This is a genomic window from Christiangramia sediminicola, assembly GCF_031344135.1.
In the GTDB taxonomy this organism is placed as follows: domain Bacteria; phylum Bacteroidota; class Bacteroidia; order Flavobacteriales; family Flavobacteriaceae; genus Christiangramia; species Christiangramia sediminicola.
This window is the reverse complement of the sequence record NZ_JAVJIU010000004.1, coordinates 378,166-403,702: the sequence shown is the minus strand read 5'-3', so window position 1 is coordinate 403,702 and position 25,537 is coordinate 378,166. Positions and strand designations below refer to the sequence as shown.

Here is a 25,537-nt window from a genome sequence, read left to right as displayed (position 1 = left end):
ATGAAAAAGTTATTCAAAGTCATAGCCTTCATAATAAGTTTCCTCCTATTATTTTCCCTGATATTGTATGCTGCCGGATATGGTTATATTTTTAAAGGAATAAGTACCACCTATCTTACCGGACACAAAACTGCCTTCATTGATGATCATCCCTACTTTGATAATCATATTATCGAGAATTCAGATACAGTCCAGGAGTGGGCGTTAGCTCAGGATTACAATTCAACGAATCCAACGAAAAAACTGGACAGCCTGAATAAGGAACTGGAAACCGCAGCATTCCTGATCATTAAAAATGATTCTATCTGGTTCGAGAAATATTATAATGGCTATTCAAATAGTTCCAGAACGAACAGCTTTTCAATGGCAAAGAGCATAGTCACAGCTTTAATGTTTAAAGCGATCCAGGATGGTTTTTTGGAAAATACAGAACAACCGGTTTCAGACTTTTTCCCACAGTTTGACGATAGATTGAGTATTGGAGATCTTTCTTCTATGTCTTCAGGACTTAATTGGGATGAGAATTACTACAATCCGTTTGCTTCTACCGCACGTGCCTATTTTGATGATGATATAAGAGAACAGATCCTGGAACTTAAAGTTGTAGAAGAACCAGGCAGCGAATTCAAGTACCTCAGCGGAAATTCACAATTACTGGGAATGGTCATAGAAAAGGCTACCAGTAAGACATTGAGCAATTATCTAAGTGAAAGTTTCTGGAAACCTCTAGGAATGAATGCTGATGCCTTATGGCAAATAGATAGTAAAGAGTCGGCGATGGAAAAGGCTTATTGTTGTATTTCAAGCAACGCCAGGAATTTCGGAAAGCTTGGTAAACTTTTCATCAATTATGGAAAATGGAACGGGAAGCAGCTATTGGATTCTGCCTTTATAGAGCGAGCTTCAAAAGCAAGATTTGAAGAAACGCCTTATTACGGATACGGTTTCTGGTTAAGCGATCACCTTGATAAAGAGATCTTTTATATGCGTGGGATTTTAGGCCAATACGTTATAATGATCCCGGAAGATGATCTTGTGATCGTTAGGCTGGGTAGAAAATTAATAAGAAGCCAGGATGGTGATAAACATTACAAAGACTTTTATATGTATATTGATGAAGCTTATAAAATGTTAGACAATGCTTCATAAACTGAACCTGGAAAATGTGCTTTTTCTGGATATAGAAACGGTGCCTGAATTCAGAGATTTTTCTGAATTGGATGATGAAAAAAAGATCCTATGGGAAGAGAAATCAAAATATCAGCGAAAAGACGAATATACCGCCGAAGAATTTTATGAACGCGCCGGTATCTGGAGTGAATTTGGAAAGATCGTATGCATCTCAGTAGGATTTTTCAGTTATAGAAATGGAAGTAGAAATTTCAGATTGACCAGTTTTAAAGGAGAAGAAGAAAAATTACTTCGCGATTTCACAGCCTTGCTGGAAGAATATTTCTTTCAGCCTTATCATTTGCTTTGCGCACATAACGGAAAGGAGTTTGATTTCCCGTATATCGCCAGGAGAATGCTTATTCACAACATGAGATTACCTTCCAAGCTCAATCTCTTCGGAAAAAAACCATGGGAAGTACCACATCTGGACACTTTAGAATTATGGAAATTTGGAGATTTTAAGCATTATACTTCGCTTAAATTACTTACTCACGTACTGGGAATTCCTTCCCCAAAAGAAGATATAGATGGATCTATGGTTAGAGAAGTATTTTATGAAAAAGGCGAAATAGACCGCATAGTTCAATATTGCGAAAGAGATGTGTTGGCAATCGCACAAGTGATCTTAAGATTAAGACAGGAAAACCTCTTAAGCGAATCTGAAATCGTTTCGATATAAATTATTCTTAAAATACTGTTATTCAGAAGTGAAGACCTCTTGTTTGGCTACCTAATTCCGTAACTTTAATAGATACAAAACCAATAAATTCTTAGTTATGTATTTATATATTGAAATGTGGAACGTAACCACCAAATGGATGAAACTGGGTCATGAAGAACGTAGAAAACTAATGGATGACATGCATTCTCGTATCAAGAACATGAAGGCCAGTGGCGTTGAAAATCTTGGCTGGGCGAGGAATGATGAACACACTCCTTACAGAAGTGATTACAGGTATATGACCGTCTGGAAAATGCCATCGGTTGAAGAAGTGAAAGTTTTGGAAAGCAATCTGGCCAAAGTTGGCTGGTACGAGTATTTCTCTCAGGCAAATTCAAGGGGAGAAATGATTACGCAAACAGACGCGATAGACTTCCTGGTAAATATAGAAGAGACGTCTACTTCGATGTCATGATAAATAAAAAAGCCGGATCTAAAATCCGGCTTTTTCTTGGGGCAATTCAATCTTAAAGTTTGATAAACTTCTTAACGAATTCCTTCTGGCTGTCACTAAACCTTACGATGTAAGTACCGCTAGTTAATTTCGCAACGTTGAGCACCTGGTTATTAAGTTTTCCGCTGGATACTTCATATCCAACTGAATTGAAAATCTTATAATCAAGTTTTCTTCCATCAGGAACATTTACATTCAAACGATTACCGCTTACCACAGGGTTTGGATATAAGCTAGCATCAAAGATGTTTGGCTCGTTACCCATTGGGCTGGCATCTGGTTTGAAGGTTTGGGCAATAGCCGCACTGGACTGCCCAACATTTACTGTATAATCTTCAACTTCTCCATAAGAGAAAGTCTCACACGCAGTTTGCGCTGAATTGTACTTCATGGAAACTCTCATACGAGTAGGTCCCGCACTCGCCGTTGTTGGCACTGTGAAAGAAGCAGATAGAGTCCCACTGCTGGAAGACGAACCGCTTACCACTAATTCAGAAGTTTCAAAACTTCCATCCTTGTCGTAATCTATCCATACTTTCCAGTATTCAGTATAAGACGAACTGGCAAATCCTGTACTAATATAGATCGTATTAGATCCATAAGGAAGACTGGCGCTTAAAGCTGTGAAATCCTGATATCCACCATTATTTCCAGTTACATTGTTCAATTCATTTAGTTGTACAAGATCTATCCACTCATAACTTGAGTCGTTACCTTTAGAACTGCAATAAGAAATTGAAGTACTTTGAGTAGTAACAGATATTGTGTTCGATTTAGCGGAAACATTATCTGCATCATCCCTTGCTTCTACATAGAAGTCATAAGATGTAGCTGAAGAAAGTCCGTTTACGGTATAACTTGTTGAACTTGTTGAAGTATAGAAGTTTCCGTCTTTATAAATATCATAAGCTGCAACTCCAACATTATCTGAAGAAGCATTCCATGAAAGTGATGTTGAGGTTTGTGTAGTTCCGCTAGCAGCCAGATTTGATGGCGCTGTTGGCGCTTCAGTATCTGGAGATCCATCACCAATATTTACCGTATAATCTTCAACTTCTCCATAAGAGAAAGCTTCACATTGCGTTGGAATCCCATTGTATTTCATAGAGACTCTCATACGAGTAGCTCCACTTGCTGCTGAAGCAGGAACTGTAAAAGTACCTGAAACTGGAGTAGTTTTAGAAGCAGCTTTGCTCCATACCAATTCTCCTGAATCTCCAAAATCACCATTCTGGTTATAATCTATCCAAACTGCATAACCTTCACTATAAGTAGTTCCAGTCCAGGTTGGAGTAACGGTAATGGTTACTGAATTACCTTTTGAAAGGTCTGTTGAAACAGAAGTGAAATTTGTATAACCGCTAGATGCTGAAGATGCATTGTCTATATCTTCTAACTGAACTCTTCCAATATATTCATCTGCAACGCTGTTTCCTTGAGAAGAACAGTAACTAATATCTCCATAGGCTGCTCCTACTCCAACTGCATAGAATGCATTCGTTGTAGCGATCACTTCAGGAGAATCTGCTCCGTAAAGATCTGTGGCTGCCTGGATCCCAAAAGTTCTTGCATTGGCAAATGTAGAATTTGCAGAAAGATAAACACTTTCCAGTCTGTAAGCGATCTTAGCCGCTTTATCTATACTTATCTCGTTTACGTCATAAGAATCTCCAATATCATTGGTTCCAGATTTTCCCACTGCAAGAATATAGAACCAGTGATTTAAAACTCCACTGTTGGTATGAACACCACAGTAGTCATTTTGGTCTGTAGGTGTACAGTTCACATTCTTCCAGTAAGTACCTCCATACGTATCTGGCTGACCTTCGGCCTTAGGATTACTCATAGATCTTAAAGACTGGCTTCCTGATCTTCTCTCAATATCTTCTCCTATTAACCAGGTAGATTTTGATGGTGCTGCATAGTATTCTATACATGCTCCCCAGATATCTGAAAATCCTTCGTTCATAGCTCCGGACTCCTTTTGGTAGGCAAGATTTGCAGTATTCGTACAAACAGCGTGTCCTATTTCGTGAGCGGCAACATCTAGAGAGGTTAAAATATCGAAATAAGTACCACTACCGTCACCATAGGTCATGACACTACCATTCCAATATGCATTGTCATAGGCATTATCATAATGTACATAACTTTGAATGGCTGCTCCCTGGTTGTCATAACTGTTTCGATTATGAACGTTTAGGAAATAATCATAGGTTTGTTCTGCACCCCAATGAGCATCTAATGCACCATTATCTTTGGCCGCATTATCATGTTCGGCTGCAGTCCAGTTATTATCATTATCAGTGAAATTCACTGCATTACTATAATTGGTCCCGGTGTTCATATCATAAGTTCTGATCCCGTTTCCACGAGTAACATCGTTCAGGATATAAGAAGAACCGCTTAATGAAGTCTGAATACTTTTAGAGCCGCTGTATCTTGTGGCAGCAGTTCCCGTAGCGAACATTGCATCTTCAAGATTCGCCTTTTTTGATGCAGTGGATGCTTCAGTTTCAGCATGACTGAATTTCCCGATATGCTTAATGGTTGCATCATATAACAATGCTTTACCATTTTTCGCATCTATATAGATATTTCCTCTACTTACAGGATCTGTTGCATAAATATCAAATTTGTAAGCCAGACGAACTTCTTCTTTAAAGCTTTTTTCATTTACAGCTTCAAATTTCATAGTTGGTAGTAAAACCAACTCGCCTTTTGGTTTTTCATATCCAATTTTAGAAGCACTTTGTGGATCCTGCCATAAATAGGATTTCGCACCTATATGCTTTACAGCTTTTTGAAAGGCAACACTTTCAGAAATTGTAGATTTAATATCTACATCTTCGATCTTATAATATTCACCGCTCATAGACGAAAGATCTCCTCCTTCAGAGTGAATAGTGTAAGTCGCAAATTCAACTTTTATTCCGTCATAGAATAATTGGTACTTGTCATGGGTAAAGCCCTGAGCATCTCTTTCAGTTTTGATCTTTCTGAATTTTGAGCGATCGTTAAGTTGTAGTTGCTCTTTGAAGAGTTTCCTGTACTCACTAGCTTTAGAATTCGACTGTTCTTTAAATACGATCAGGGTTGGCTTCCCTTTTTCGTCATTAAATTTTTGTTTTACATCCTTGTCCGAATCCTGAGCCTGGACCTGGAAGGCGCCAAGGGAAAGGCCTGCGAACAATAATGAATTAAAGAGTAATTTTTTTCTCAATGTGGTAGGGTTTTATTTGGTTATTAATGCCCCCGAAAGTAAGAAAATATTACTAAAATGAAGTTAAAATATGTCTTTTAACGGTTAATTCAATTCTTTTGTCGATAATAATTCAAAGGATTAACTTGAACTTTACAACCTGAATAAGTAATAATTTTCAGGATTGAGTTATTGTGAAGGTGGTTTTATCTATTCTGAAATCAGTCCAAAACTAGCCAATAATTGGAAATAAAAAAGCCGGACTTAATATCCGGCTTGTACTCTTAATTCAATTGCATCTCGGGTATCTCCCCTTCTACAATCAGTTTTCCTTCTGTGGCATTTTGAATCTCTTCAACACTTACACCAGGTGCTCTTTCCAGTAATTTGAAACCATCGTCAGTTACTTGAAGAACTGCAAGATTGGTTACAATCTTCGTAACACAGCCAACACCGGTTAGAGGAAGAGAACATCTTTTCAGAAGTTTTGAATCTCCTGCCTTATTCGTGTGCATCATTGCCACGATAATATTTTCGGCTGAGGCAACAAGGTCCATAGCGCCTCCCATACCTTTTACCATTTTACCTGGAATCTTCCAGTTGGCGATATCACCGTTTTCAGCAACCTCCATGGCCCCAAGAATGGTAAGATCTACATGCTGACCTCTAATCATTCCAAAACTTATTGCTGAATCGAAGAAACTAGCTCCTGGCAGGGCAGTAATAGTTTGTTTTCCTGCATTGATAAGATCTGCATCTTCTTCTCCTTCAAAAGGAAATGGTCCCATTCCCAGAATTCCGTTTTCACTTTGAAATTCAACCTGAATATCATCACGAACAAAATTGGCAACTAGTGTTGGAATTCCAATTCCAAGATTTACATAATATCCGTCCTTTACTTCCTTAGCGATTCTTTGCGCTATTCCGTTTTTATCTAATGCCATAATTATGCTTTTTGTCTTACGGTACGTTGTTCAATTCTTTTCTCATAATCTTTCCCCTGGAATATTCTTTGTACAAAAATTCCCGGAATATGAATTTGATTAGGATCAAGTTCACCTGGTTCCACCAATTCTTCAACCTCAGCCACTGTGATCTTTGCAGATCCACACATGGTAGGATTAAAATTTCTGGCCGTTCCTTTGAAAATAAGATTCCCGGCTTTATCACCTTTCCATGCCTTAACAAAAGCAAAGTCCGCTTTAAATGCTTCTTCGAGCACGTACATTTTACCGTCAAATTCCCTGGTTTCCTTTCCCTGAGCAACCTCAGTTCCATAACCCGCAGGCGTATAAATTGCTGGAAACCCTTGTTGAGCAGCCTGACATCTGGCGGCTAATGTCCCTTGTGGAATCAATTCAACCTCAAGTTCACCGCTAAGCATTTGCTTTTCGAAAATGGCATTTTCTCCAACGTATGAAGAAACCATTTTATCTATCTGTTTTTTATGAAGTAATTGCCCGAGTCCGAAATCGTCTACTCCGGCATTATTTGAGATACAGGTAAGATTTTTCACGTTAAGTCGAACAAGTTCAGAAATCGCATTTTCCGGGATTCCGCATAATCCGAAACCGCCAAGCATAAATGTCATTCCGTCCTTAACACCTTTTACCGCGTCCTGTACATTATCAACCGTTTTTATGATCATTTTTTGAGAATTTTACCCGAAAATACGAAAATAAAAAGGTGGTCACAACGAAAGGTGGTCGTGAATTGAATTATGTGAAAATTTTACGGGCTTTTTTTGCTGAAAATCTAAAAATCGAGTTCATCTGGAACAGAATCATTATTATTCTGATCAGCTTTATAGGTTTTACAGTTCACTTCGATACTAAGATTTTCTGGCCTCTCAAATCCTTCTTTTGAAACCTTTAGATCTTCGTTCTTGTAAACATCTTTCATGTACATACCCCAAACCGGCAGCGCCATGGTAGCACCCTGACCGTAAGTAATACCAGGAAAATGAACTGCGCGATCCTCTGCTCCAACCCAAACTCCGGTAGCTAGATTAGGTACCATTCCTATGAACCAACCGTCACTCTGGTTTTGAGTAGTTCCGGTTTTTCCAGCAATCGGATTCTTAAAATCATAAGGATATCCAGTCACTGCTCTCTTATAATCAATTCTTTCTCCTGCCCAGGTTCCTCTAAGTCTAACTCCAGAACCAGATTGAGTAACACCCTCAAGAAGATTTGTAGTTACATAAGCCGCTTCTTTGCTTAACACATCTCTGGTTTCCGGTACATGTTGATAAAGAACCGTTCCGTTCTTATCTTCAATTCTATTCACCACCACAGGTTTTACATAAACTCCCTGATTTGCGAAAGTACTGAAAGCAGAAACCATTTCGAAAAGACTTAGATCTGCAACACCAAGCGCAATAGATGGGACTTTTGGAATATTAGAAACATCTACACCTAATTTTTCAGCTAAATCTATAACGGGACCTGGTCCGGTTTTGTCGATTAGCCTTGCCGTTACCGTATTTACAGATTGTGCAAGTGCATCCTTTAAAGTTAGCATACCTTCATAATCCCCATTTCCAGCATTCTTAGGTGACCAGTCATTCTGATTTCCATGCTTACCAGCTTCAATGGTGAATCTTGACTTAGGAAGAGTATCACAAGGTGAAAACTTCAACTGATCGATAGCAGTTGCGTAAACAAAAGGTTTAAAAGTTGATCCAACTTGTCTTTTACCCTGCTTTACGTGGTCATATTTAAAGTGTTTGAAATTTGTTCCTCCAACCCAGGCTTTAACCTCACCGGTTTGCGGAACCATAGACATCATACCTGCCTGTAAAAATGATTTGTAGTACAGTATGGAATCCCGCGGAGTCATTACAGTATCGATAGTTCCTTTCCAGCTAAAAACTCGCATTTCGGCATCTTCTGTAAATGACTTTCTAATTTCTTCTTCAGATTTATCCTGAGCTTTCATCTTTCTCCAGCGTTCTGAACGTTTCATCGCACTTTCAACGATGCCTTCAATTTCACTTTTATCAATATCTCTAAAAGGTGCGGTTGAATTGCTCTCATTTTGACGATCAAATTCTTTCTGAAGATGTGATATATGCTTGGTAACGGCATTTTCAGCATATTCCTGCATTTTTGAATCTATGCTAGTATATACCTTGAGACCATCTCTAAATAAATTATATTCGCTACCATCTGGTTTTGGATTTTCATCAATCCATTCACTCATAAATTTCTGAAGATAAGCCCTGAAATAGGTAGCCATTCCTTCATCGTGACCTTCCGGAGTGAATTCTATCTTCATTTCAGTTTTCTGAAGAGAATCCATTTCCTGTTCAGAAATAAATCCGTTTCTATTCATTTGCTGCAACACCTGATTTCTTCTGGAAAGTACCAGTTCCGGTCTTCTCATTGGATTGTACAAGGCCGAGTTTTTAAGCATTCCAACCAGAACCGCAGATTCTTCAATTTTCAAATCTCGAGGCTCCTTATCAAAATAGATCTTTGAAGCAGAACGTATTCCTACGGCCTGGTAAACAAAGTCGTATTTGTTAAAGTACATGGTAATAATCTCTTCCTTGGTGTACTGTCTTTCAAGACGCGTTGCAATCACCCATTCCTTAACTTTCTGAAATACCCTTTCAAAATCGTTCTGGGCAACATCTGCAGTAAATAATTGCTTCGCTAACTGCTGTGTGATTGTACTCGCTCCTCCTCTTTGACCCAAATAAACCGCTGCTCTAACCGTACCTTTTGCATCTATCCCCGCATGTTGATAGAATCGCTCGTCTTCAGTCGCAACCAATGCCTGAACCAGGTGATCTGGCAGGTCTTCATATTTAATCGGAGTTCTGTTTTCGCTGTAGTATTTTCCCAGGGTTTCACCATCTGAAGAGAAAATTTCTGTTGCCAGGTTGGTTTCAGGGTTTTCAAGTTCTTCAAAGGTTGGCATTTTTCCAAATGCTCCCCATCCTGCAAGAAGGAAAATGAAGATTCCTGCGAGGATACCTACTCCAAAAAGGGTCCAGAATCCAAGAATATACTTACGATTGCTTTGAGCAGGTTTTTCAGTTTTTTTTGGTGTGCGGGCCATTTATATCACAAAAATTAATTGTCTCTTTTTTCAATACGGAATCCAACATCGGTTATTCCTTCTAACTCCTGAATACCATCAACTTCTCCATTCTTTCGCATAGCCTGCTGAATACTAACTTCATATTGGCCAGGCTCATCGAATTTCACATTTTCCTTGTACCAGAGCTTACTCTCCTTTACATCTCCAAAACCAGTTCCCAGCCATTCGCCGTTTGGCTTCGTCATTTCATATTCGAGGGTATCACTAATCACTTTTCCCTGCGGAAATTTGATCTCGGTAATGAGAAACAGGTTGCTATATTGATATTCGTTGTTATTTCTAACATTTATAAACAAGTCGTAAACTTTGGTTGAATCTATATTATTCAGTTCAAAATTTACCAGCGAGTCTCTATGCCAGCCTCGCAAAGATTCATACTCATCATAAACCCTTTTTCGGTCACAAGATGAAAGAAATATGATTGTAAAAATCAGAAAAGAAACAGATAAAGCACTACGCATTTTTAGACTTTGAAGTATTCCCTTTATGTTTTTTTCGTTTTTTATTCTTGTTTCTTCGCTTACGATGCTGCTGTTTAGGTTTGTCGAATCTCGTAAGACTATCTTCCCCAATCCCATTGTTGAAGCTTTTCTTTTCATTAGATTCTAATTGAAGATCCAGAGCGTATTCCTCTAAACTTCCAACAGGTTCATCTTTTTTATTCTTAGCTATTATCTTATTGGCCTGTTCTGGCGTTAAAGTATGCCAGTTCATCCATTCACCTTCATAAGCGTACCAAAGAAGACCTTTGAAAATATCAATTTTCTGACATACCGCTGTACCTTTCTTGGTCTTTAACTTAACGTCAGTTTTTGGAAAAGATTTTAATGCTTCCAGATAAGTATCTAATTCGTAATTAAGGCAGCATTTTAATTTACCGCATTGTCCCGCTAATTTCTGAGGATTCAATGATAATTGCTGGTATCTCGCCGCTGATGTACTTACCGATCTAAAATCTGTTAACCAGGTTGAACAGCAAAGTTCACGACCGCAGGAACCAATTCCGCCTAAACGGGCAGCTTCCTGTCTTAGCCCGATTTGCTTCATCTCAATACGAGTATTGAATTCGCGCGCAAATTCTTTGATCAACTGTCTGAAATCTACACGATCTTCAGCAGTATAATAGAAAGTACATTTTGAGGCGTCTCCCTGGAATTCAATATCACTAATTTTCATGCTCAGTTTGAGCCTGATCGCAATCTGTCTTGAACGCTGCTTGATCTTTTCTTCTCTATCCCGAGCTTCCTGCCAGACATCAATATCTTTCTGGGATGCCTTTCTATAGACTTTTAAAACCTCACCTGAATTTGGATCTTCCTTCTTCTTTTTCATCTGAACTCTCACTAGTTCACCGGTAAGACTTACAATTCCAACATCGTGCCCCGGGCTGGCTTCTGTAGCCACCACATCACCGATACTTAAACTTAAGTTCTCTGAATTTTTAAAGAAGTGTTTACGGCCGTTCTTGAAACGCACCTCAACAAAATCGAAAGGTTCTGCACCTCCCGGAAGGGACATATTAGAAAGCCAGTCAAAAACTGTTAGTTTATTACAACCATCAGTTCCACAGGTTCCATTGTTCTTACATCCTTTCGGCTGACCGTCTTTCCCGGTCGAGCAACTGCTGCAAGCCATATATTATATATATTGAGGAAGTCGCTTTTGTGCATTTATAAACATCATTCTGTCCTGCCCTTAAGGCAATTATTGCAGAATCTCCTTCATCTTCACTGGCATTCTTTCAGCCCACTGCACATTTTTAAAGCACCTCCTTGAGGTTCATAAAAAATTTTCAACAGTAAATATACCAATATTAATTGGCACCACCATTTTAGAAAAGAAACCTATTGCTTAAATCGTAAAACCTCAGACCTTCCTTTTTTGAAGATCTTATTGCTTGCACCTTTTCCCTTTCGAAGCGCTTTTTGTTCTTCGTAGGGTAATGCCGCGATCTCTTTACAGTTATCTGAACAGCAATCATTCATTTTTACAGCGCATTCTTCACACTGAATGAATAGTAAATGACATGCTTCGTTAGCACAATTTACATGAGTATCACAAGGTTTTCCACATTGATGGCAATTTGCGATCACATCTTCTGAAATACGCTCTGAACGACGATGATCAAAAACGAAATTCTTTCCAATAAACTTATTGTCAAGTTTTTGATTATCAACCTGGCGGGTGTATTCAATAATTCCACCTTCCAGCTGATAAACGTTCTTGAATCCACGATGTTTATAATAGGCACTGGCTTTTTCACAACGAATTCCACCAGTACAATACATCACGAGATTCTTATCTTCCTTATGCTCCTTGAGATCTTCTTCAATAATAGGTAATGAATCACGAAAAGTATCCACATCTGGAGTGATCGCCCCCTGGAAATGACCAATTTCACTTTCGTAATGATTTCTCATATCAACTAGAACCGTATTAGGATCACTGATCAATTCGTTGAATCTGGCAGCATCAACGTGCATTCCTTTATTGGTTACATCAAAAGTGTCGTCATTTAAACCATCTGCCACGATTTTATTCCTAACCTTCACTTTCAATTTCAGGAAAGATTTGATATCATGTTCAATGGCAATATTCAAACGAACATTTTCAAGAAAATAGATCTCATCCAGAAATGCCTTAAATTCATTAAAACGAGTTGCAGGAACAGATAACTGTGCGTTAATACCTTCGTGGGCAACATAGATTCTACCAAGAACATCCATCTGGTCCCAGGCAATAAATAAGTGATTCCTGAATAATTCGGGATTTCCGATCTTTGCGTAAGCATAGAAAGAGAGCGTAAGCCTGTCTTCTCCGGCTTCTTCTAAAAGAGCTTCTCTTTCTTTAGCGCTCAATTTATTGTACAGTTGCATGCTATACTAATATTTTAAGTGTTAAAGAAAATTTTTGCAAAGATACATTTTTCAATTAATAGGCCATAAATAGAGAAGAGATAAATAGTTGTCCAAATTTTTGGAATTATTCCATAAAACAACCTTAAGTTTTATTGTATTGCAACAAAACTTATCTTATTTTAGCAGACCTTAATTTCACAATTATAAAATACATTCATGAGCAACGATAAAGAAAAAGACGCGAAACTAAAGGCATTAAAACTCACCCTTGACAAAATGGATAAAACCTATGGTAAGGGAACGGTTATGAAAATGAGCGACCAGGCTGTAGCAGACGTAGATGCAATTTCTACAGGTTCTTTAGGTCTTGATCTTGCCTTAGGAGTTGGAGGATATCCAAGAGGAAGAGTGATTGAAATTTATGGTCCGGAATCTTCGGGTAAAACAACTCTTACCTTGCATGCAATTGCCGAGGCTCAGAAAAAAGGAGGTATCGCTGCATTTATCGATGCTGAACACGCCTTCGATAGATTTTATGCAGAAAAACTGGATGTAGATATTGATAACCTCATCATTTCTCAACCAGACAACGGTGAGCAGGCTCTTGAAATTACAGATAACCTTATTCGCTCTGGTGCAATTGATATTATTGTAATTGACTCGGTTGCTGCACTTACTCCGAAGAGTGAGATCGAAGGAGAAATGGGAGATTCTAAAATGGGTCTTCACGCAAGGTTGATGTCTCAGGCGCTAAGAAAGCTTACTTCTTCCATTAGTAAAACTAACTGTACGGTGATTTTCATTAACCAGTTAAGAGAGAAGATCGGGGTAATGTTCGGAAATCCGGAGACTACGACCGGTGGTAACGCTCTTAAATTTTACGCTTCCGTAAGACTTGATATTAGAAGATCCACACAAATAAAAGATAGTTCTAACAATGTAATGGGTAATAAAACCCGTGTAAAAGTTGTCAAGAACAAAGTTGCTCCACCATTTAAAACTGCTGAATTTGACATTATGTACGGTGAAGGAGTTTCTAAAATTGGTGAGATCATAGATATTGGTGTGGATTACGAGATCGTTAAAAAGAGTGGATCATGGTTTAGCTACGAGGACACTAAATTGGGTCAGGGAAGAGATGCAGTTAAAATTCTGCTGAAAGATAATCCAGATCTAATGGAAGAACTGGAAGAAAAGATAAAGAACGCGATCAAGATCGCTAAAGAATAACATCATAATCCCCGAAAGGGGATTTTTTTTGCTTTTCACGCAACCCTTTTAACAGTTCTGCATCTAAGAGAAAAGCAGAATCAGTATGAAAAGATTGTTTGTATTAGCCCTAAGCATTATCGTAAGCTCTTGCTCATTAGATAATGACACTCCTAATACTTATTATGAATTAGCGGAGATCGTTGGGAACGATCTTCCAGAAGAGCTGGTCTTTGGAGAGACCTATAATGTGGAAGTAGACTATTTACTACCATCTGAATGTAATATATTTCAGGCCCTTGACGCAAGAAGAGGCGGAAATACTCCCAATGAAAGAAGAGATATCTATATATCTGTTGTAACTTCGGTAGTGACGAATGATGGATGTGATCCAGATATTCCCGGAGGTGCAGGTTCCAGTAAATTTTCTATTACAATAGATCAAAATGAACCTTATACGTTTTATTTTTGGACTGGTGTTTCTGGAACAGACCCGGTTTATAATGAAGTTATCATCCCTGTAGTCGAATCGGAAACACCAACTGAAAGCTAATTTATAATTAACAAATACAATTTGTGGGTTTAAAAGACCTGATTTACCGGTGCAAGAAGCATGAGAGAGATGCACAGGAAGAGCTTTACCGACTTTACTCGGCTAAGCTTTTTGGTCTATGTCTTAAGTATTCCGACAATTATCAGCAAGCGCAGGATAATTTACAGGATGGCTTTGTCACTATATTTGAAAAAATAGATCAGTATAAAGACCAGGGATCTTTTGAAGGATGGATGAAGCGGATCTTGATTAATACCGCCCTTCAGAAACACAGAAAACAAAAAGTTTACGGAATTACGAATGAAGAATATCTGCAAGAAGAGGAAGTAGAAGTTGAAACAGACGACCTATCGGTAGATTTTTTATTGAAATGCGTACAGGAATTACCAGACAGATACAGACAGGTTTTCAACATGTATGTGATGGATGGTTATTCGCACAGAGAAATATCGGAAATGCTTAAGATTTCCGAAGGAACTTCAAAATCAAATCTGGCAAGAGCCAGAATGGCTTTGAGGGAAAAAATTGAAAAAAAAGAAAGTATTAGAAATTCGGCTCAATCGTCATGAAGGAAAAGAAAAACATAGACCGGATTTTTCAGGAGAAGTTCAAGGACTTCGAAATGGAACCTCGCGAAAAAGCCTGGGAAAACATTTCGGCCAGACTGGACAAGAAAGATAAAAAGGGACCACTTATTATTCCATTATGGTTTAAGATAGGTGGTGTTGCTGCAGTTCTAGCGATCATCTTGGCCAGCCTGCTATTTACGAATGTACAGAACCCTACTAACGGTGAGCCGTCAGTTGTTTTTGATGAACCTGAGAATTCCACTGATAAGGAAGATTCAATTAAGAACTCTTCTAATGAAGTTTCTGGAGATAAAAACAATTCAGACCAGATCGCATCAGAAAATGAAATCAAGGAAAATTCTGAAAGCGATAAGATGAATTCCAGCTCAAACAACAATTCAAGAGCAAATACTGCAATTGCGGCCGAGAATACTGCAAATAAATCCAATAATAATCCGAATACAATAAAGAGAAATACGGTAAATCCTGAGAACTCGAAAAAGAAAACAAACGCCATTGTTTCTAATGAATTATCAGATAAAAAAGCCATTGAAAATGATACAGACTCTCCTGAGATAATTAATGATTCAGACCAATCTGGAAAAACTGCAATCGCATCCCAGACAGATTCAGAAAAGGCGGCTAAAGATACTATTCCGCAAGAATCCATTTTAAAGGAGGAGAATGCATTAGCTGAAGTTGAAAAGGAAAAAAATCGTGGTGAAGAGGAAGAAACCGAGATCGCGGAAGCAGATACTAAAAAGTTGAGGCTATCTACCTTTGCAGCTCCTGTAATGTATAAGAACTTAGGTAGCGGGAATGAGCTTTCAAACCAACTGGCAAGTAATTCTACATCTTCAGAAGTTACCTTGTCTTATGGTGTGAAGATCGCTTATAAAATCTCAAACAAGCTGAAGATAAGGACCGGTATTAGTAAAATCGATATCAATAAAAATACTCAAGATATTCTGTATTCCCCTTCAGCAATGTCCGCAGGTTTTGAAAACATAAGCCCTGTAGAGGACAATATTGAAATTAGAAGTAATAACAATACTCCTTCGCCTTCGGGTACCGGACCAGCACCTCTGCCGAACTTTGGTGGAGAAAACAATAACAATAGCTTAACGAATTCTATAGCTACACCAGGTGAACTTAATCAGCAATTTGGTTATATTGAAGTGCCTGTTGAAATTGAATATGCCCTGATCGATAAAAAATTCGGCTTGAATATTATAGGAGGTGGAAGTAGTCTTTTTCTTGACAATAATAGGGTTCAACTGGTTTCCGGAGAAATGAAAACCGATCTTGGTGAAGCAACCAATATAAACAGCACGAGTTTTAGTACAAATATTGGGGTTGGAATGGATTACAAGCTAACTGATAAATTCAGTATTAGCGTGGAGCCAATTTTCAAATACCAGATCAATACTTTTGACAGGGTAAATAATGTTCAACCGGTAAACTTCGGTGTTTATTCTGGATTGAGTTTTAGATTCTAGTCCAGCGACGGATTGGTTAATTCCTGATAGATCACCTGGTACGTGCGATCTCGAAGTTTTTTTCTTTCGGTAGGTTCAAGGCCTTCCGTGCAAATAAAGTTATGGATCTTAACTCTTAACTTACCCGGTCCACCCGTAAAGAATTTATAAGAGAATCTTTTCTTTGTATCATGAAAAGTAATGGGTACGATGGGTATCTGGTGTTCAAGTGCCAACCTAAATGCTCCATCTTTAAACTGATCCAGAATTATAGACTGATCATCTGGCACTCCTCCTTCAGGAAAAATACAAACACTATTCTCCTGTTTTAATCTGCGCTGAGCTTCTTCAAAAGCAGCCATTCTACTCTTCTGGTTTTGACGATCTACCAGGATACAAGTTCTTCGGTAGAAAAAGCCGAAAACTGGGATTTTACCTAATTCCTTCTTTCCAATAAATACAAAGGGTTGTTTTATCACGGCTAACATTAACATAATGTCCAGCATAGATGCGTGATTTGCCACCAGCATATAGCTTTTATGCTTTTCAGGAATTTGATCGGCTTCAGTTTGAACTGAAAACCCCATTCCAAAAAGAATGATCCTTGCCCAGATACGGGCGCAGATAAAGAATTGAGGATAAAACTTTTCCGATGAAGTAAATACGATTAGAAAAGGGAGCATTATGAGTATAGGGATGACCATCAAAATGTAGAACCAGATTCGCCATATTAGGATCAGTACCGATTTAATAAAACTCATAGACTTCAAAAGTAGTAAAATGAACCGAGCGAATTCTATAAAAAAATTACCTTTGCATCAAAATTCAAGAAGTCAATGTCCAGAATACTTACAGGAGTACAGAGTACGGGAACCCCACATCTTGGGAACCTTTTAGGCGCAATTATGCCGGCAATTGAAATGGCCAATCAACCAGATAACGATTCCTTTATTTTTATTGCAGACATGCATTCCCTAACTCAAATTAAAGATGCAGAAACACTTAGGCAAAACACCTATTCTGTTGCGGCAACCTGGCTCGCCTGTGGACTGGATATTGAACGCAGTGTATTCTACCGCCAAAGTGATATCCCTCAGGTCACTGAGTTATCGTGGTATTTAAGCTGTTTCTTTCCTTACCAGCGCTTAACCCTGGCTCATTCTTTTAAAGATAAGGCAGACAGGCTGGAAGATGTAAACAGCGGGTTATTCTCTTATCCTATGCTTATGGCTGCAGATATACTTTTATATGATGCGGAAATAGTCCCTGTAGGAAAAGATCAATTACAACATATTGAAATGACCAGAGATGTGGCTTCAAGATTCCATGCAAAAATGGGAGAAGTATTCGTTATGCCTGAAGCCAAAGTCCAGGAAGACACTATGTACATCCCCGGAACCGATGGAGCTAAAATGAGTAAATCTAAAGGCAATACCATCAACATATTCCAGACAGATAAAAAGTTACGTAAGCAGATCATGAGTATCGATACAGATAGTACACCGCTCGAAGATCCTAAAGACCCTGATACCTGTAATGTTTTTGCGCTATATAAGATCATGGCATCAGAAGAACAGATCTCAGAAATGAGAAACAATTATGAAGGTGGCGGATATGGTTATGGTCATGCCAAACAAGCTCTTTTTGAACTTGTAAAAGAAAAATTCCAGGAACCAAGAGAAAAGTATGAATATTACATCAATAATCTCGAAGAGGTTGATAAAGCCTTAGAAATTGGTTCTGAAAAGGCAAAGCTTGTCGCTAATGATGTATTAAAGAAAGTTAGAGCAAAAGCAGGTTACTAAATAACCTCAAACAATTTTCCGGGTAAGGGTCTAATCGCGCCTTTTAGCTCCATATTCAGTAAAAGAGACGCGGTCTTGAAAGTTGGAAGATTACAATTAAGGGATAAGGTGTCTAATTCAGATTTTCCCTGGACTTTCAGGAATTCGTATAATTTCTGTTCATCATTTTCAAGCTCAACAAACAATTGCTTCTGAACAGATCTTTCTTCCTGCTCGACTTCCCAGTTTAGAATATAAGCCAGATCTGCAGATGAGGTTAAAACATGTGCATTCTGAGATTTTATTAAGTTATTACAACCAATACTGAACTTATCTGTTGGTCTACCCGGAACCGCAAAAACTTCCCGGTCATAGGAATTAGCGATATCTGCAGTTACCAGGGCACCACCTTTTTCGGCACTTTCTATTACAATGGTTGCTTCACTTAAACCAGCGATGATACGGTTGCGCTTCAGAAAATTATTTCGGTCAAAATTATCGGTGCTCCAGAAATCAGTATAAAAACCACCATTATCCTCGATATCGCTCATATATTTTTTATGCGATTTTGGATAAATCTGATTTAGTCCATGAGCAAGACAGCCAATGGTTTGAAGTCCGTTCCTGACCGCAGCCTTCTGAGCCGTAATATCTACACCATAGGCAAAACCTGAAATGATCACTGGATCTAGAATCGCAAGGTCTTCAATAAGCTTTTCACAAAATGCGATTCCATGAGAAGTAATTTGCCTCGTGCCCACTATACTAATGATCTTCTTTTTACTTAGATCAATATTCCCGCGAGAAAAAAGCAGAATTGGTCCATCAAGGCAGTGTTTCAATTTCTCTGGGTAAGAATTTTCCTGAAAGTAATCTACCGTGATATTATTTTTTTCAATAAACAACAGTTCTTTCTCGGCATTTTTCAGATGATTAGGATCAAACAATTCCTGAATTCTCACCTTGCCAACACCATCGATCTTCAGCAGATTTGCTTTCTTTTCTTTAAAGATTTCCCTTGCCGTACCAAATTGCCTGATAAGCTTTTTCGCCGTTGTATCTCCCAGATTTGGAATATGTTGCAATGCAAGCGTATAAATAAAGTCTTCAGAATTCATCCAGGTCAATTTGATTAAAATTACAGAAAAAAACATTTGTTAATAAAATTTCTTTGGGTAACTTTATAGCACTGCCAATAACCTATATTTTTGCGACCAATGAATATTTCCAATCACATCCAGGACCTGCTTTATAGATACGAATGCGTGGTGCTTCCGGGCTTCGGCGCTTTCCTTTCACAAAAGCAGTCAGCTTATATAGATAGCGAATCAAACGAATTCTATCCACCAAACAAGGTGATTTCCTTTAACAGGCAGTTGATCAAAAATGATGGTTTACTTGCAAATTATATAGCAGAGGTTGAATCTGTAAAGTATAATTCGGCAAACAACATGATCAAGGAATTTGTGTATGATCTGGAAAATTCATTGCAAAATGAAGCTAAGGCAGAATTAGCGAATATTGGGAAATTCTATCTGGACAGCGAAGACAAACTTCAGTTTGAGCCATTTTCAGACATCAATTTCCTTACTCAGTCGTTTGGATTATCTTCTTATAAGACAATTGCTGTTCAAAGAGAAGTATACAAAAAACAGGTTGAGGAAATTGAAGAAAAAGCACCGTTGTTATTTACTCCTGAAAAGAGAAGATCTTCACTTCTTAAATATGCTGCAATCGGACTTATTGCTATTGGTATTTCCAGCTTCGCAGGTTTAAATATTTACAGCAGTCAGGTTTCCAAGCATAATATTGCTGAGCAACAGGAAGCTGAAAATCAACTGCAACAGCAAATTCAGCAGGCTACTTTTGTGATTGATAATCCACTTCCGGCCGTGACTTTTGAAGTTGAAAAACAATCTGGAGATTACCATATCGTTGCAGGTGCATTTAGAGTTGAAGAAAATGCTCACAAAAAGGTTCATGAGCTGAAAGATGCTGGATTTAAAGCCAGGTATATTGGTGCCAACAAATACGGATTGCACCAGGTTGTTTATTCAAGTCATCAAACCAGAAGAGAAGCAATAAATAAACTTTACGAAGTAAAAAGAACAAATGAAGGTGCCTGGCTATTAGTTCAGGAACTGTAATTTAATACTTTGTTAACGGCTTACTCTCACCTATCCTCCTTATTTTTGCAAAAAAATTGACATGGAGGCTAAATCACCAAGCGAATCACGTACTACGTTAACCGATCTTGTTTTACCAAGTGAAACCAATCCGCTAAACAATTTGTTTGGAGGTGAATTACTTGCGCGTATGGATCGTGCTGCGAGCATCGCTGCGAGAAGACATAGCCGTAGAATTGTAGTGACCGCATCTGTTAATCATGTTGCTTTTAATAAAGCTATTCCGCTAGGAAGTGTTGTAACTGTAGAGGCAGTTGTTTCCAGGGCATTTAAGAGCTCTATGGAGATATACATAGATGTTTGGGTAGAAGATCGTGAAAGTGGTCGCAGAACAAAGGCAAATGAAGCTATTTACACATTCGTTGCTGTTGATGAAACCGGAACTCCAATTCAAATTCCAGCATTAAAACCTGAAACCGATCTTGAAAAAGAACGTTTTGATGCAGCTTTAAGAAGAAAACAGTTGAGTTTAGTACTTGCAGGAAAGATGAAGCCCAAGGAAGCTACAGAGCTAAAAGCTTTATTTGAGTAATTAGAAACCTAATTGAATTCCAAGAGAAATAGGAATTCTGGTAGAATTATCAAAATAATCTTCAAAATCGGGAGTAGTTTCAATCCTTAATTTATCATTTCTTATTGCAGCGGCCAGGTAAAAACTCCAGTTTTCATCGAACGTATAACCGAGTTTGGGCTTAGCATATAAAAAGAATGCATCATCGTGAAATTTTCTTCCGAAAGAAGCTTTGTTGGAGTATCTGGCATGTCCAAAGCCCCCAGTGAGATTCAAAAATAATAGGTTGCTAAAGTAGTACTTATAGCCAAGATGAAGAGAAGAGGAAATTATTTTTGTTTCCTGAACTCCCGCAAGATCTTCAGGTTTTGTAGCGGTTGCCTTTAAAAGATCAAATTGAAAACCAATTAGCAAGTTTTTGGTTATCATAAAATCTAGGCCTAACTCACCACCAAAACTCAAATCATAGGCATCTGAAATGAAACCGTCTCCAGTAGAGAAATTTCTATTTACTCCCGCATATACAAGAAATCTATTATATTTTTCAGTTTTTGTGGATATGGAATCCGGCTTTTCCTGTGCTGACAATCTTGAAAATCCTAGAAGAGAAAATAACAGGATGAGCTTAATATTCAACCACATATTCATTCATAGTTTGGTCAATTACGAAATTAATCTCTTGGATGTTATCTGAAAGATGAAGTGGTTCACCAATGCTATAACGTAATTTTATCTCGGTATTCAATAATGTTGTTAAACTTATTACTTTCTCGGTATTTTCTCCAAAAGAACCAAGCCAGGTTTGTTCTTCAGATTCTTCGTATTCCATATTGTATCCTCGAACGGTCCTCCAACCAGGCAGATCACTTACTAACGGAGTAAAAGTTACATATGTATATTCAAAAAAAACCTGCTCTTCAGAACCTGAGGTATTTTGAAAATTCACACTAAATCTTCTGGGAGTACGAATTTGTATCTCCCCAAAATCGAACAGAGGTCCAGCATTGTTCAAAATTGTTTGAACAAGTTCTAGAGAGAAATTCGATTCTTCTGATATATTAGAAATACGTAAGTACATGACCTTGTTTTCCGGCTGGAGAGTTAGAAAATCAAATTGCCCCTGCCCATTGGTAATATCTTCGGCAATAGTTTGAAAATTACTAGTCTTAAATCCAGGAATCTCTATTCCAAGATTTACTTTAGCGTCAGATAAAGCAATATTATTTTCATCTACAAGTTCACCTTTAAACTGGGCTCTTCTATTATCCATGATTTCCACTTCACAACTCAATGAAATTAAATTTAGCAGAAGAAATAGATATTTTTTCATACTTATTAGATGAAAGATTTGTTTAATGGTTGCGTATGAAGTTACATCCTGTAAATCCAGTCTGCAGGATCCATTTTCTGATCGTTTTTATAAAGCAGGAAGTGTAGCGTTGTTTTTCCAGTAGTTCTGCTGGTAGCAACCTTCCCGATTTCCTGTTCTGTAGTTACCCTATCCCCTCTTTTAACATAAACCTCCTCAAGGTTATTATAGATGGTAATAAAATCTCCGTGTCTAACCATTACGGCCTGGTTGGCTCCTTTAACCGCCTGAACTTCACTTACAGTTCCGTTGAAAACTGCCCGGGCTTTACCGTCCTTATCTGTATCTATTCGAACTCCGTTATTATTAACCATTACTGATTTTACCACCGGATGAGGCTGTTGTCCAAATCGCATGGTCACAACACCAGATTGTACTGGCCAAGGTAATTTTCCTTTATTGTTATTGAAATCTGCTGCAAGAGCTTTAGCAGCCGGCGTTAATTCATAAGCACTTCTTGAACTTGAACCGCTTTCTTTATTCGCTTTGGCAATAGACTCGCGTATCATTTTATCAATTGCCCGGTCTATTTCATCGATCTCGTTCTGCTTGGATCTTATCTGTGTAGCGAATTCACCTTCCCTTTTTCGAATGGTCGCCATTAAGGTTTGCTGAGATTTCCTGTTTTTTTCAAGATCAGCCCTTGTTTTCCTGTTTTCAGCAATTAATTTTTCTTTCTCTTCCTTCTGTTCAACCAATCTCGCATTAAGCTGCTGAAGTTCAGCTGTATTCGCCTTGATCTCTTCTCCCTGTTGCTTACGATAATTGGTATACTGCTTCATGTACTGAAGGCGCTTGTATGCCTGTAGAAAGTTTTGAGAAGAAAGCAAAAACATCACCCTGCTCTGTTGGGATTTACTTTTATAAGACTTCTCGATCATTCTCGCATAGTCTTCTTTCAGCTTTTCCAGTTCTTTACGTAACTGACCAATCTTATTGGTATTGGTACTTATTTCTCGCGTAAGTAAGTTTGCCTGCTGATTGGTAAGCTTAATAAGATCTTCGGTACTTTTTATCTGCTGATTAAGATCTTCAACTTGACCTAGAACCGAGCGCTGCTTTTTCTGATTTGAAATCCTAAGTTCATTGATCCGGCTAATTTCATTACGCAATTCTATCCTCCTTTTTTCAAGGTCTTCACGATTGCTTTGTGCATAGGCAAAATTGAGGCCGACGCTGAGAAATAGAATAAATAAAAGGGATCTTGAAAACTTAAGTTGAATCATTTTAAGCTGATTTCTTCGTAACCTGATGGGATATCAAATGGGAAGCTAACTTCCTCGTTAAAACTAATAGATCTGTAGGTAAGGTCAATATTTGTACTTGATCCACCTTCATTTGCGATGATCTTAATATTATCAGGAAATATTAAACCATCCACATTCTGATAATCTGAATATGTCACGGTGAGACTTCGATTATCCTGTTCCTGCGCTAATTGTTGAGCTTCCGCTTTAAAGTTAGCTGGATTTAGTAGAAACATTTTTTTGATAGAAGTGCCATCGTCTTTTACAAATTGAAAACCTCTTGGTGATTGAAGAAAATTATATTCCTCATCGCGAAGGTCATATATTGCCTGTCCTATCAACAAATTCTGAAGTTTCTGAAAATCCAACGGTGTTCCCAGAAAATCACTTACCAGGCTGAAATCCCCATCAAAATAGGTCTGACCTACTTTTTCATAGTAACTCACGCTTGTTGGAGTGATGTAGGCTTTTGCCACTGGAAATCCTAAAATACTAGCGCTCATCCAGATCGCTTTATCCTTTTCCAGTCTGAAACTAAGGTTTACAGATTGAGTCTTTTCATCATCCTGATATACAGCACGTAGTTTCCCGGACGCTGTTTTGAATTGAGTTTCTGAAGTGTAATGTTTTTTGATCACTGAAACTGCTTCAGCATCTTTTGTGGTGATCTTTCCGGCAGATCTACTGCTTCCACAGGAAACAATAAAAACCGAGATCAGGATCAGGGCAAATATTCTATTTAACATCAGTTAATCTCTTTTTTTAAATTTTCTGCCTTACGGCGATACTCTTCAGCTTTATCTGCATTTTTCATACCATGGTAACTTATGGCAAGCTGTGAGTAAAAATCGATTTCCATCATGGTATCATCGATCAGGTAATCCAGACCATCTTTTAAACTTTCCTCTGCATCTTCAAACTGAGAAAGCTTATTCATAGCCACTCCCTGGAAAAGGTAAAGCATGGGTTGCGATGGAAAACTTTCCAGGGCTTCTCCACTCAGTTCCCGCGCTAGTTCAAACTTTCCGAATTCCAACTGCAAAAGAAGTGTATTCTTTGTTAATTCAAAGTTCTCAGGGTTCTCTTTTAATCCTAATTCGAAAAACTTTAACGCATCTTCCCGGTTATTTCTTTTTAGGTAATAACTTCCTAATTGTTCAAAAAGTTTTGGAGCATCTTCCCATTCAGAAAGTTTTCCGGCTACTTCAATTAGATCATCTTCGTATTCCGGGTTTTCCTGAACGAAATTTAAAAAGTCATTCAAAACCTTGAATTTTGATTCCGCATCTATTTCTTCACTTTCAAAAACAATTTTCATTGAAGCCACAGCGGCTTCTGTATCGCCTTTATTCAGATAAAACTTATAAAGAGCCAGATGTGCCAGTGTAGAGCCTGGATTTGTAGCTAAAAGCTCCTCTGCGATCTTAAACGCCTCTTCTTCTTCACCGTTTTCGCTGTAGATATAAATAAGATTGAGATAATTCTGTTCTACTTCAGGATTGTCTGTAATTCCTTGCTGCAAGTTCTGGATCTGTGCTCCAGTATTATTAGTTCTGGCGAAGATCTGTCGTCTTAGAGAGTTTCGATAAGAATTTGCACCGAGTTTTTCATCTAACTCGTCCAGCAAACCTAAGGCCTTATCATAGTCTTCATTCAGTAAATAGAGATTGGCAAGGTCTTCCTTATAAGATTCATCAAATAGAATAAGCTTTTTCAAAGTTGCGATGGCGCCCTCAAAATCCTCAGTCATTCCATAGGTCTGGAATAGAAATACCAGAATAGATTCCTTTTCTGGTTCCAGTTCGCTGGCTTTTTTAAAATTAGAAATTGCCTGGTCAAACTTTTCCAGTTCACGGTAATTTTTTCCAAGTTCGAAATAGACTACCGATTTTTCGGTATCAAGGGCAAGACATTTTTCTAAAGCCGTGATCGCTTTTTCATAATTTTCAATGCCTTTTTGTTTAAGAGCTGCAAAGAATAACTCTTGGAACTCATCACTTACATTACCAAGATCATCCTGGTTAACATCCTGAAACGGCTGCGGAATCTCCTGCGATCTTGCAGGAAATGCTAGCAAAGCCATTATTAGGATGATAAACAGGTTTTTCATTTT

Annotated in this window: 24 protein-coding genes; 10 read left to right on the top strand and 14 right to left on the bottom strand. The window is 38.1% G+C overall.

From position 1 onward, the window contains the following. The 3 genes from RE431_RS12345 (at position 1) to RE431_RS12335 (ending at position 2,309) form a co-directional block, all read left to right on the top strand. The gene (locus tag RE431_RS12345; RefSeq protein WP_309562549.1) at positions 1-1,149 is read left to right on the top strand and encodes a serine hydrolase domain-containing protein; all 1,149 of its coding nucleotides are present in this window, start codon (positions 1-3) and stop codon (positions 1,147-1,149) included. After that, positions 1,139-1,852, top strand: coding sequence for a 3'-5' exonuclease (locus tag RE431_RS12340; protein WP_309562291.1), 714 nt, complete (start codon positions 1,139-1,141; stop codon positions 1,850-1,852). Before RE431_RS12345 ends, RE431_RS12340 begins: the two co-directional genes overlap by 11 nt. 97 nt (positions 1,853-1,949) lie before the next feature. Further along, positions 1,950-2,309 (top strand): DUF6616 family protein, encoded by a 360-nt coding sequence (locus RE431_RS12335; protein WP_309562290.1) that lies wholly within the window; start codon positions 1,950-1,952, stop codon positions 2,307-2,309. A gap of 52 nt (positions 2,310-2,361) precedes the next feature. Here the strand turns inward: RE431_RS12335 and RE431_RS12330 are convergent, their stop codons facing one another. The 7 genes from RE431_RS12330 to trhO all read right to left on the bottom strand — a co-directional run bounded on the left by RE431_RS12330 (position 2,362) and on the right by trhO (position 12,536). Further along, complete coding sequence (locus RE431_RS12330) at positions 2,362-5,571, bottom strand: M4 family metallopeptidase (protein WP_309562289.1); 3,210 nt, start codon at positions 5,569-5,571, stop codon at positions 2,362-2,364. Positions 5,572-5,834: 263 nt separating this feature from the next. Continuing rightward, entirely contained in the window at positions 5,835-6,494 is a 660-nt protein-coding gene (locus RE431_RS12325) for a CoA transferase subunit B (RefSeq protein WP_309562288.1), read from the bottom strand. Between the two features lie 2 nt (positions 6,495-6,496). Further along, entirely contained in the window at positions 6,497-7,198 is a 702-nt protein-coding gene (locus RE431_RS12320; protein ID WP_309562287.1) for a CoA transferase subunit A, read from the bottom strand. A 107-nt stretch (positions 7,199-7,305) separates the two neighbouring features. Further along, positions 7,306-9,618 (bottom strand): penicillin-binding protein 1A, encoded by a 2,313-nt coding sequence (locus RE431_RS12315; RefSeq protein WP_309562286.1) that lies wholly within the window; start codon positions 9,616-9,618, stop codon positions 7,306-7,308. Between the two features lie 14 nt (positions 9,619-9,632). Continuing rightward, entirely contained in the window at positions 9,633-10,121 is a 489-nt protein-coding gene (locus tag RE431_RS12310; protein ID WP_309562285.1) for a gliding motility lipoprotein GldH, read from the bottom strand. After that, positions 10,114-11,295, bottom strand: coding sequence for a PSP1 domain-containing protein (locus RE431_RS12305; RefSeq protein ID WP_309562284.1), 1,182 nt, complete (start codon positions 11,293-11,295; stop codon positions 10,114-10,116). Before RE431_RS12305 ends, RE431_RS12310 begins: the two co-directional genes overlap by 8 nt. Before the next feature lie 209 nt (positions 11,296-11,504). Then, on the bottom strand, positions 11,505-12,536 hold the full coding sequence (gene trhO / locus RE431_RS12300; protein ID WP_309562283.1) for an oxygen-dependent tRNA uridine(34) hydroxylase TrhO: 1,032 nt from the start codon (positions 12,534-12,536) through the stop codon (positions 11,505-11,507). A 198-nt stretch (positions 12,537-12,734) separates the two neighbouring features. On the opposite strand from trhO, the gene recA reads away from it, so the two are divergent. From recA to RE431_RS12280, 4 genes are all read left to right on the top strand, one after another. Further along, entirely contained in the window at positions 12,735-13,748 is a 1,014-nt protein-coding gene (recA, locus tag RE431_RS12295; RefSeq protein ID WP_309562282.1) for a recombinase RecA, read from the top strand. 85 nt (positions 13,749-13,833) lie between these two features. Then, positions 13,834-14,280, top strand: coding sequence for a hypothetical protein (locus RE431_RS12290; RefSeq protein ID WP_309562281.1), 447 nt, complete (start codon positions 13,834-13,836; stop codon positions 14,278-14,280). 23 nt (positions 14,281-14,303) lie between these two features. After that, entirely contained in the window at positions 14,304-14,849 is a 546-nt protein-coding gene (locus RE431_RS12285; protein WP_309562280.1) for an RNA polymerase sigma factor, read from the top strand. Further along, positions 14,846-16,348, top strand: coding sequence for a hypothetical protein (locus RE431_RS12280; RefSeq protein ID WP_309562279.1), 1,503 nt, complete (start codon positions 14,846-14,848; stop codon positions 16,346-16,348). The genes RE431_RS12285 and RE431_RS12280 overlap by 4 nt, the downstream gene beginning before the upstream one ends. Here RE431_RS12280 and RE431_RS12275 read toward each other — a convergent pair. Next, positions 16,345-17,088: a lysophospholipid acyltransferase family protein gene (locus RE431_RS12275; protein WP_309562278.1), complete on the bottom strand. Its 744-nt coding sequence runs from the start codon at positions 17,086-17,088 to the stop codon at positions 16,345-16,347. The two genes, RE431_RS12280 and RE431_RS12275, sit on opposite strands and share 4 nt — an antisense overlap. Before the next feature lie 75 nt (positions 17,089-17,163). Between RE431_RS12275 and trpS the strand changes: the two genes are divergently transcribed. Further along, complete coding sequence (gene trpS / locus RE431_RS12270) at positions 17,164-18,132, top strand: tryptophan--tRNA ligase (protein WP_309562277.1); 969 nt, start codon at positions 17,164-17,166, stop codon at positions 18,130-18,132. Here the strand turns inward: trpS and dprA are convergent. After that, positions 18,129-19,229: a DNA-processing protein DprA gene (gene dprA, locus RE431_RS12265; protein WP_309562276.1), complete on the bottom strand. Its 1,101-nt coding sequence runs from the start codon at positions 19,227-19,229 to the stop codon at positions 18,129-18,131. The genes trpS and dprA overlap by 4 nt on opposite strands. A 99-nt stretch (positions 19,230-19,328) precedes the next feature. On the opposite strand from dprA, the gene RE431_RS12260 reads away from it, so the two are divergent. After that, positions 19,329-20,258 carry an HU domain-containing protein gene (locus RE431_RS12260; protein ID WP_309562275.1) on the top strand — a complete coding sequence of 310 codons (930 nt, stop codon included), beginning with the start codon at positions 19,329-19,331 and terminating at the stop codon, positions 20,256-20,258. A 61-nt stretch (positions 20,259-20,319) separates the two neighbouring features. Then, complete coding sequence (locus RE431_RS12255; protein ID WP_309562274.1) at positions 20,320-20,829, top strand: acyl-CoA thioesterase; 510 nt, start codon at positions 20,320-20,322, stop codon at positions 20,827-20,829. On the opposite strand, the gene RE431_RS12250 is transcribed toward RE431_RS12255, so the two are convergent. The 5 genes from RE431_RS12250 to RE431_RS12230 form a co-directional block, all read right to left on the bottom strand. Next, a complete protein-coding gene (locus RE431_RS12250) occupies positions 20,830-21,450 on the bottom strand; it encodes an outer membrane beta-barrel protein (protein WP_309562273.1) in 621 nt (206 codons plus the stop codon). Further along, positions 21,434-22,078, bottom strand: a complete 645-nt coding sequence (locus RE431_RS12245; protein ID WP_309562272.1) for a hypothetical protein — start codon at positions 22,076-22,078, stop codon at positions 21,434-21,436. The genes RE431_RS12250 and RE431_RS12245 overlap by 17 nt, the downstream gene beginning before the upstream one ends. Before the next feature lie 101 nt (positions 22,079-22,179). Next, positions 22,180-23,403, bottom strand: a complete 1,224-nt coding sequence (locus RE431_RS12240; protein WP_309562271.1) for a murein hydrolase activator EnvC family protein — start codon at positions 23,401-23,403, stop codon at positions 22,180-22,182. Further along, complete coding sequence (lolB1, locus tag RE431_RS12235; protein ID WP_309562270.1) at positions 23,400-24,170, bottom strand: lipoprotein insertase outer membrane protein LolB1; 771 nt, start codon at positions 24,168-24,170, stop codon at positions 23,400-23,402. Before lolB1 ends, RE431_RS12240 begins: the two co-directional genes overlap by 4 nt. Beyond that, positions 24,170-25,534: a tetratricopeptide repeat protein gene (locus tag RE431_RS12230; RefSeq protein ID WP_309562269.1), complete on the bottom strand. Its 1,365-nt coding sequence runs from the start codon at positions 25,532-25,534 to the stop codon at positions 24,170-24,172. Before RE431_RS12230 ends, lolB1 begins: the two co-directional genes overlap by 1 nt. Positions 25,535-25,537 lie beyond the last annotated feature (3 nt).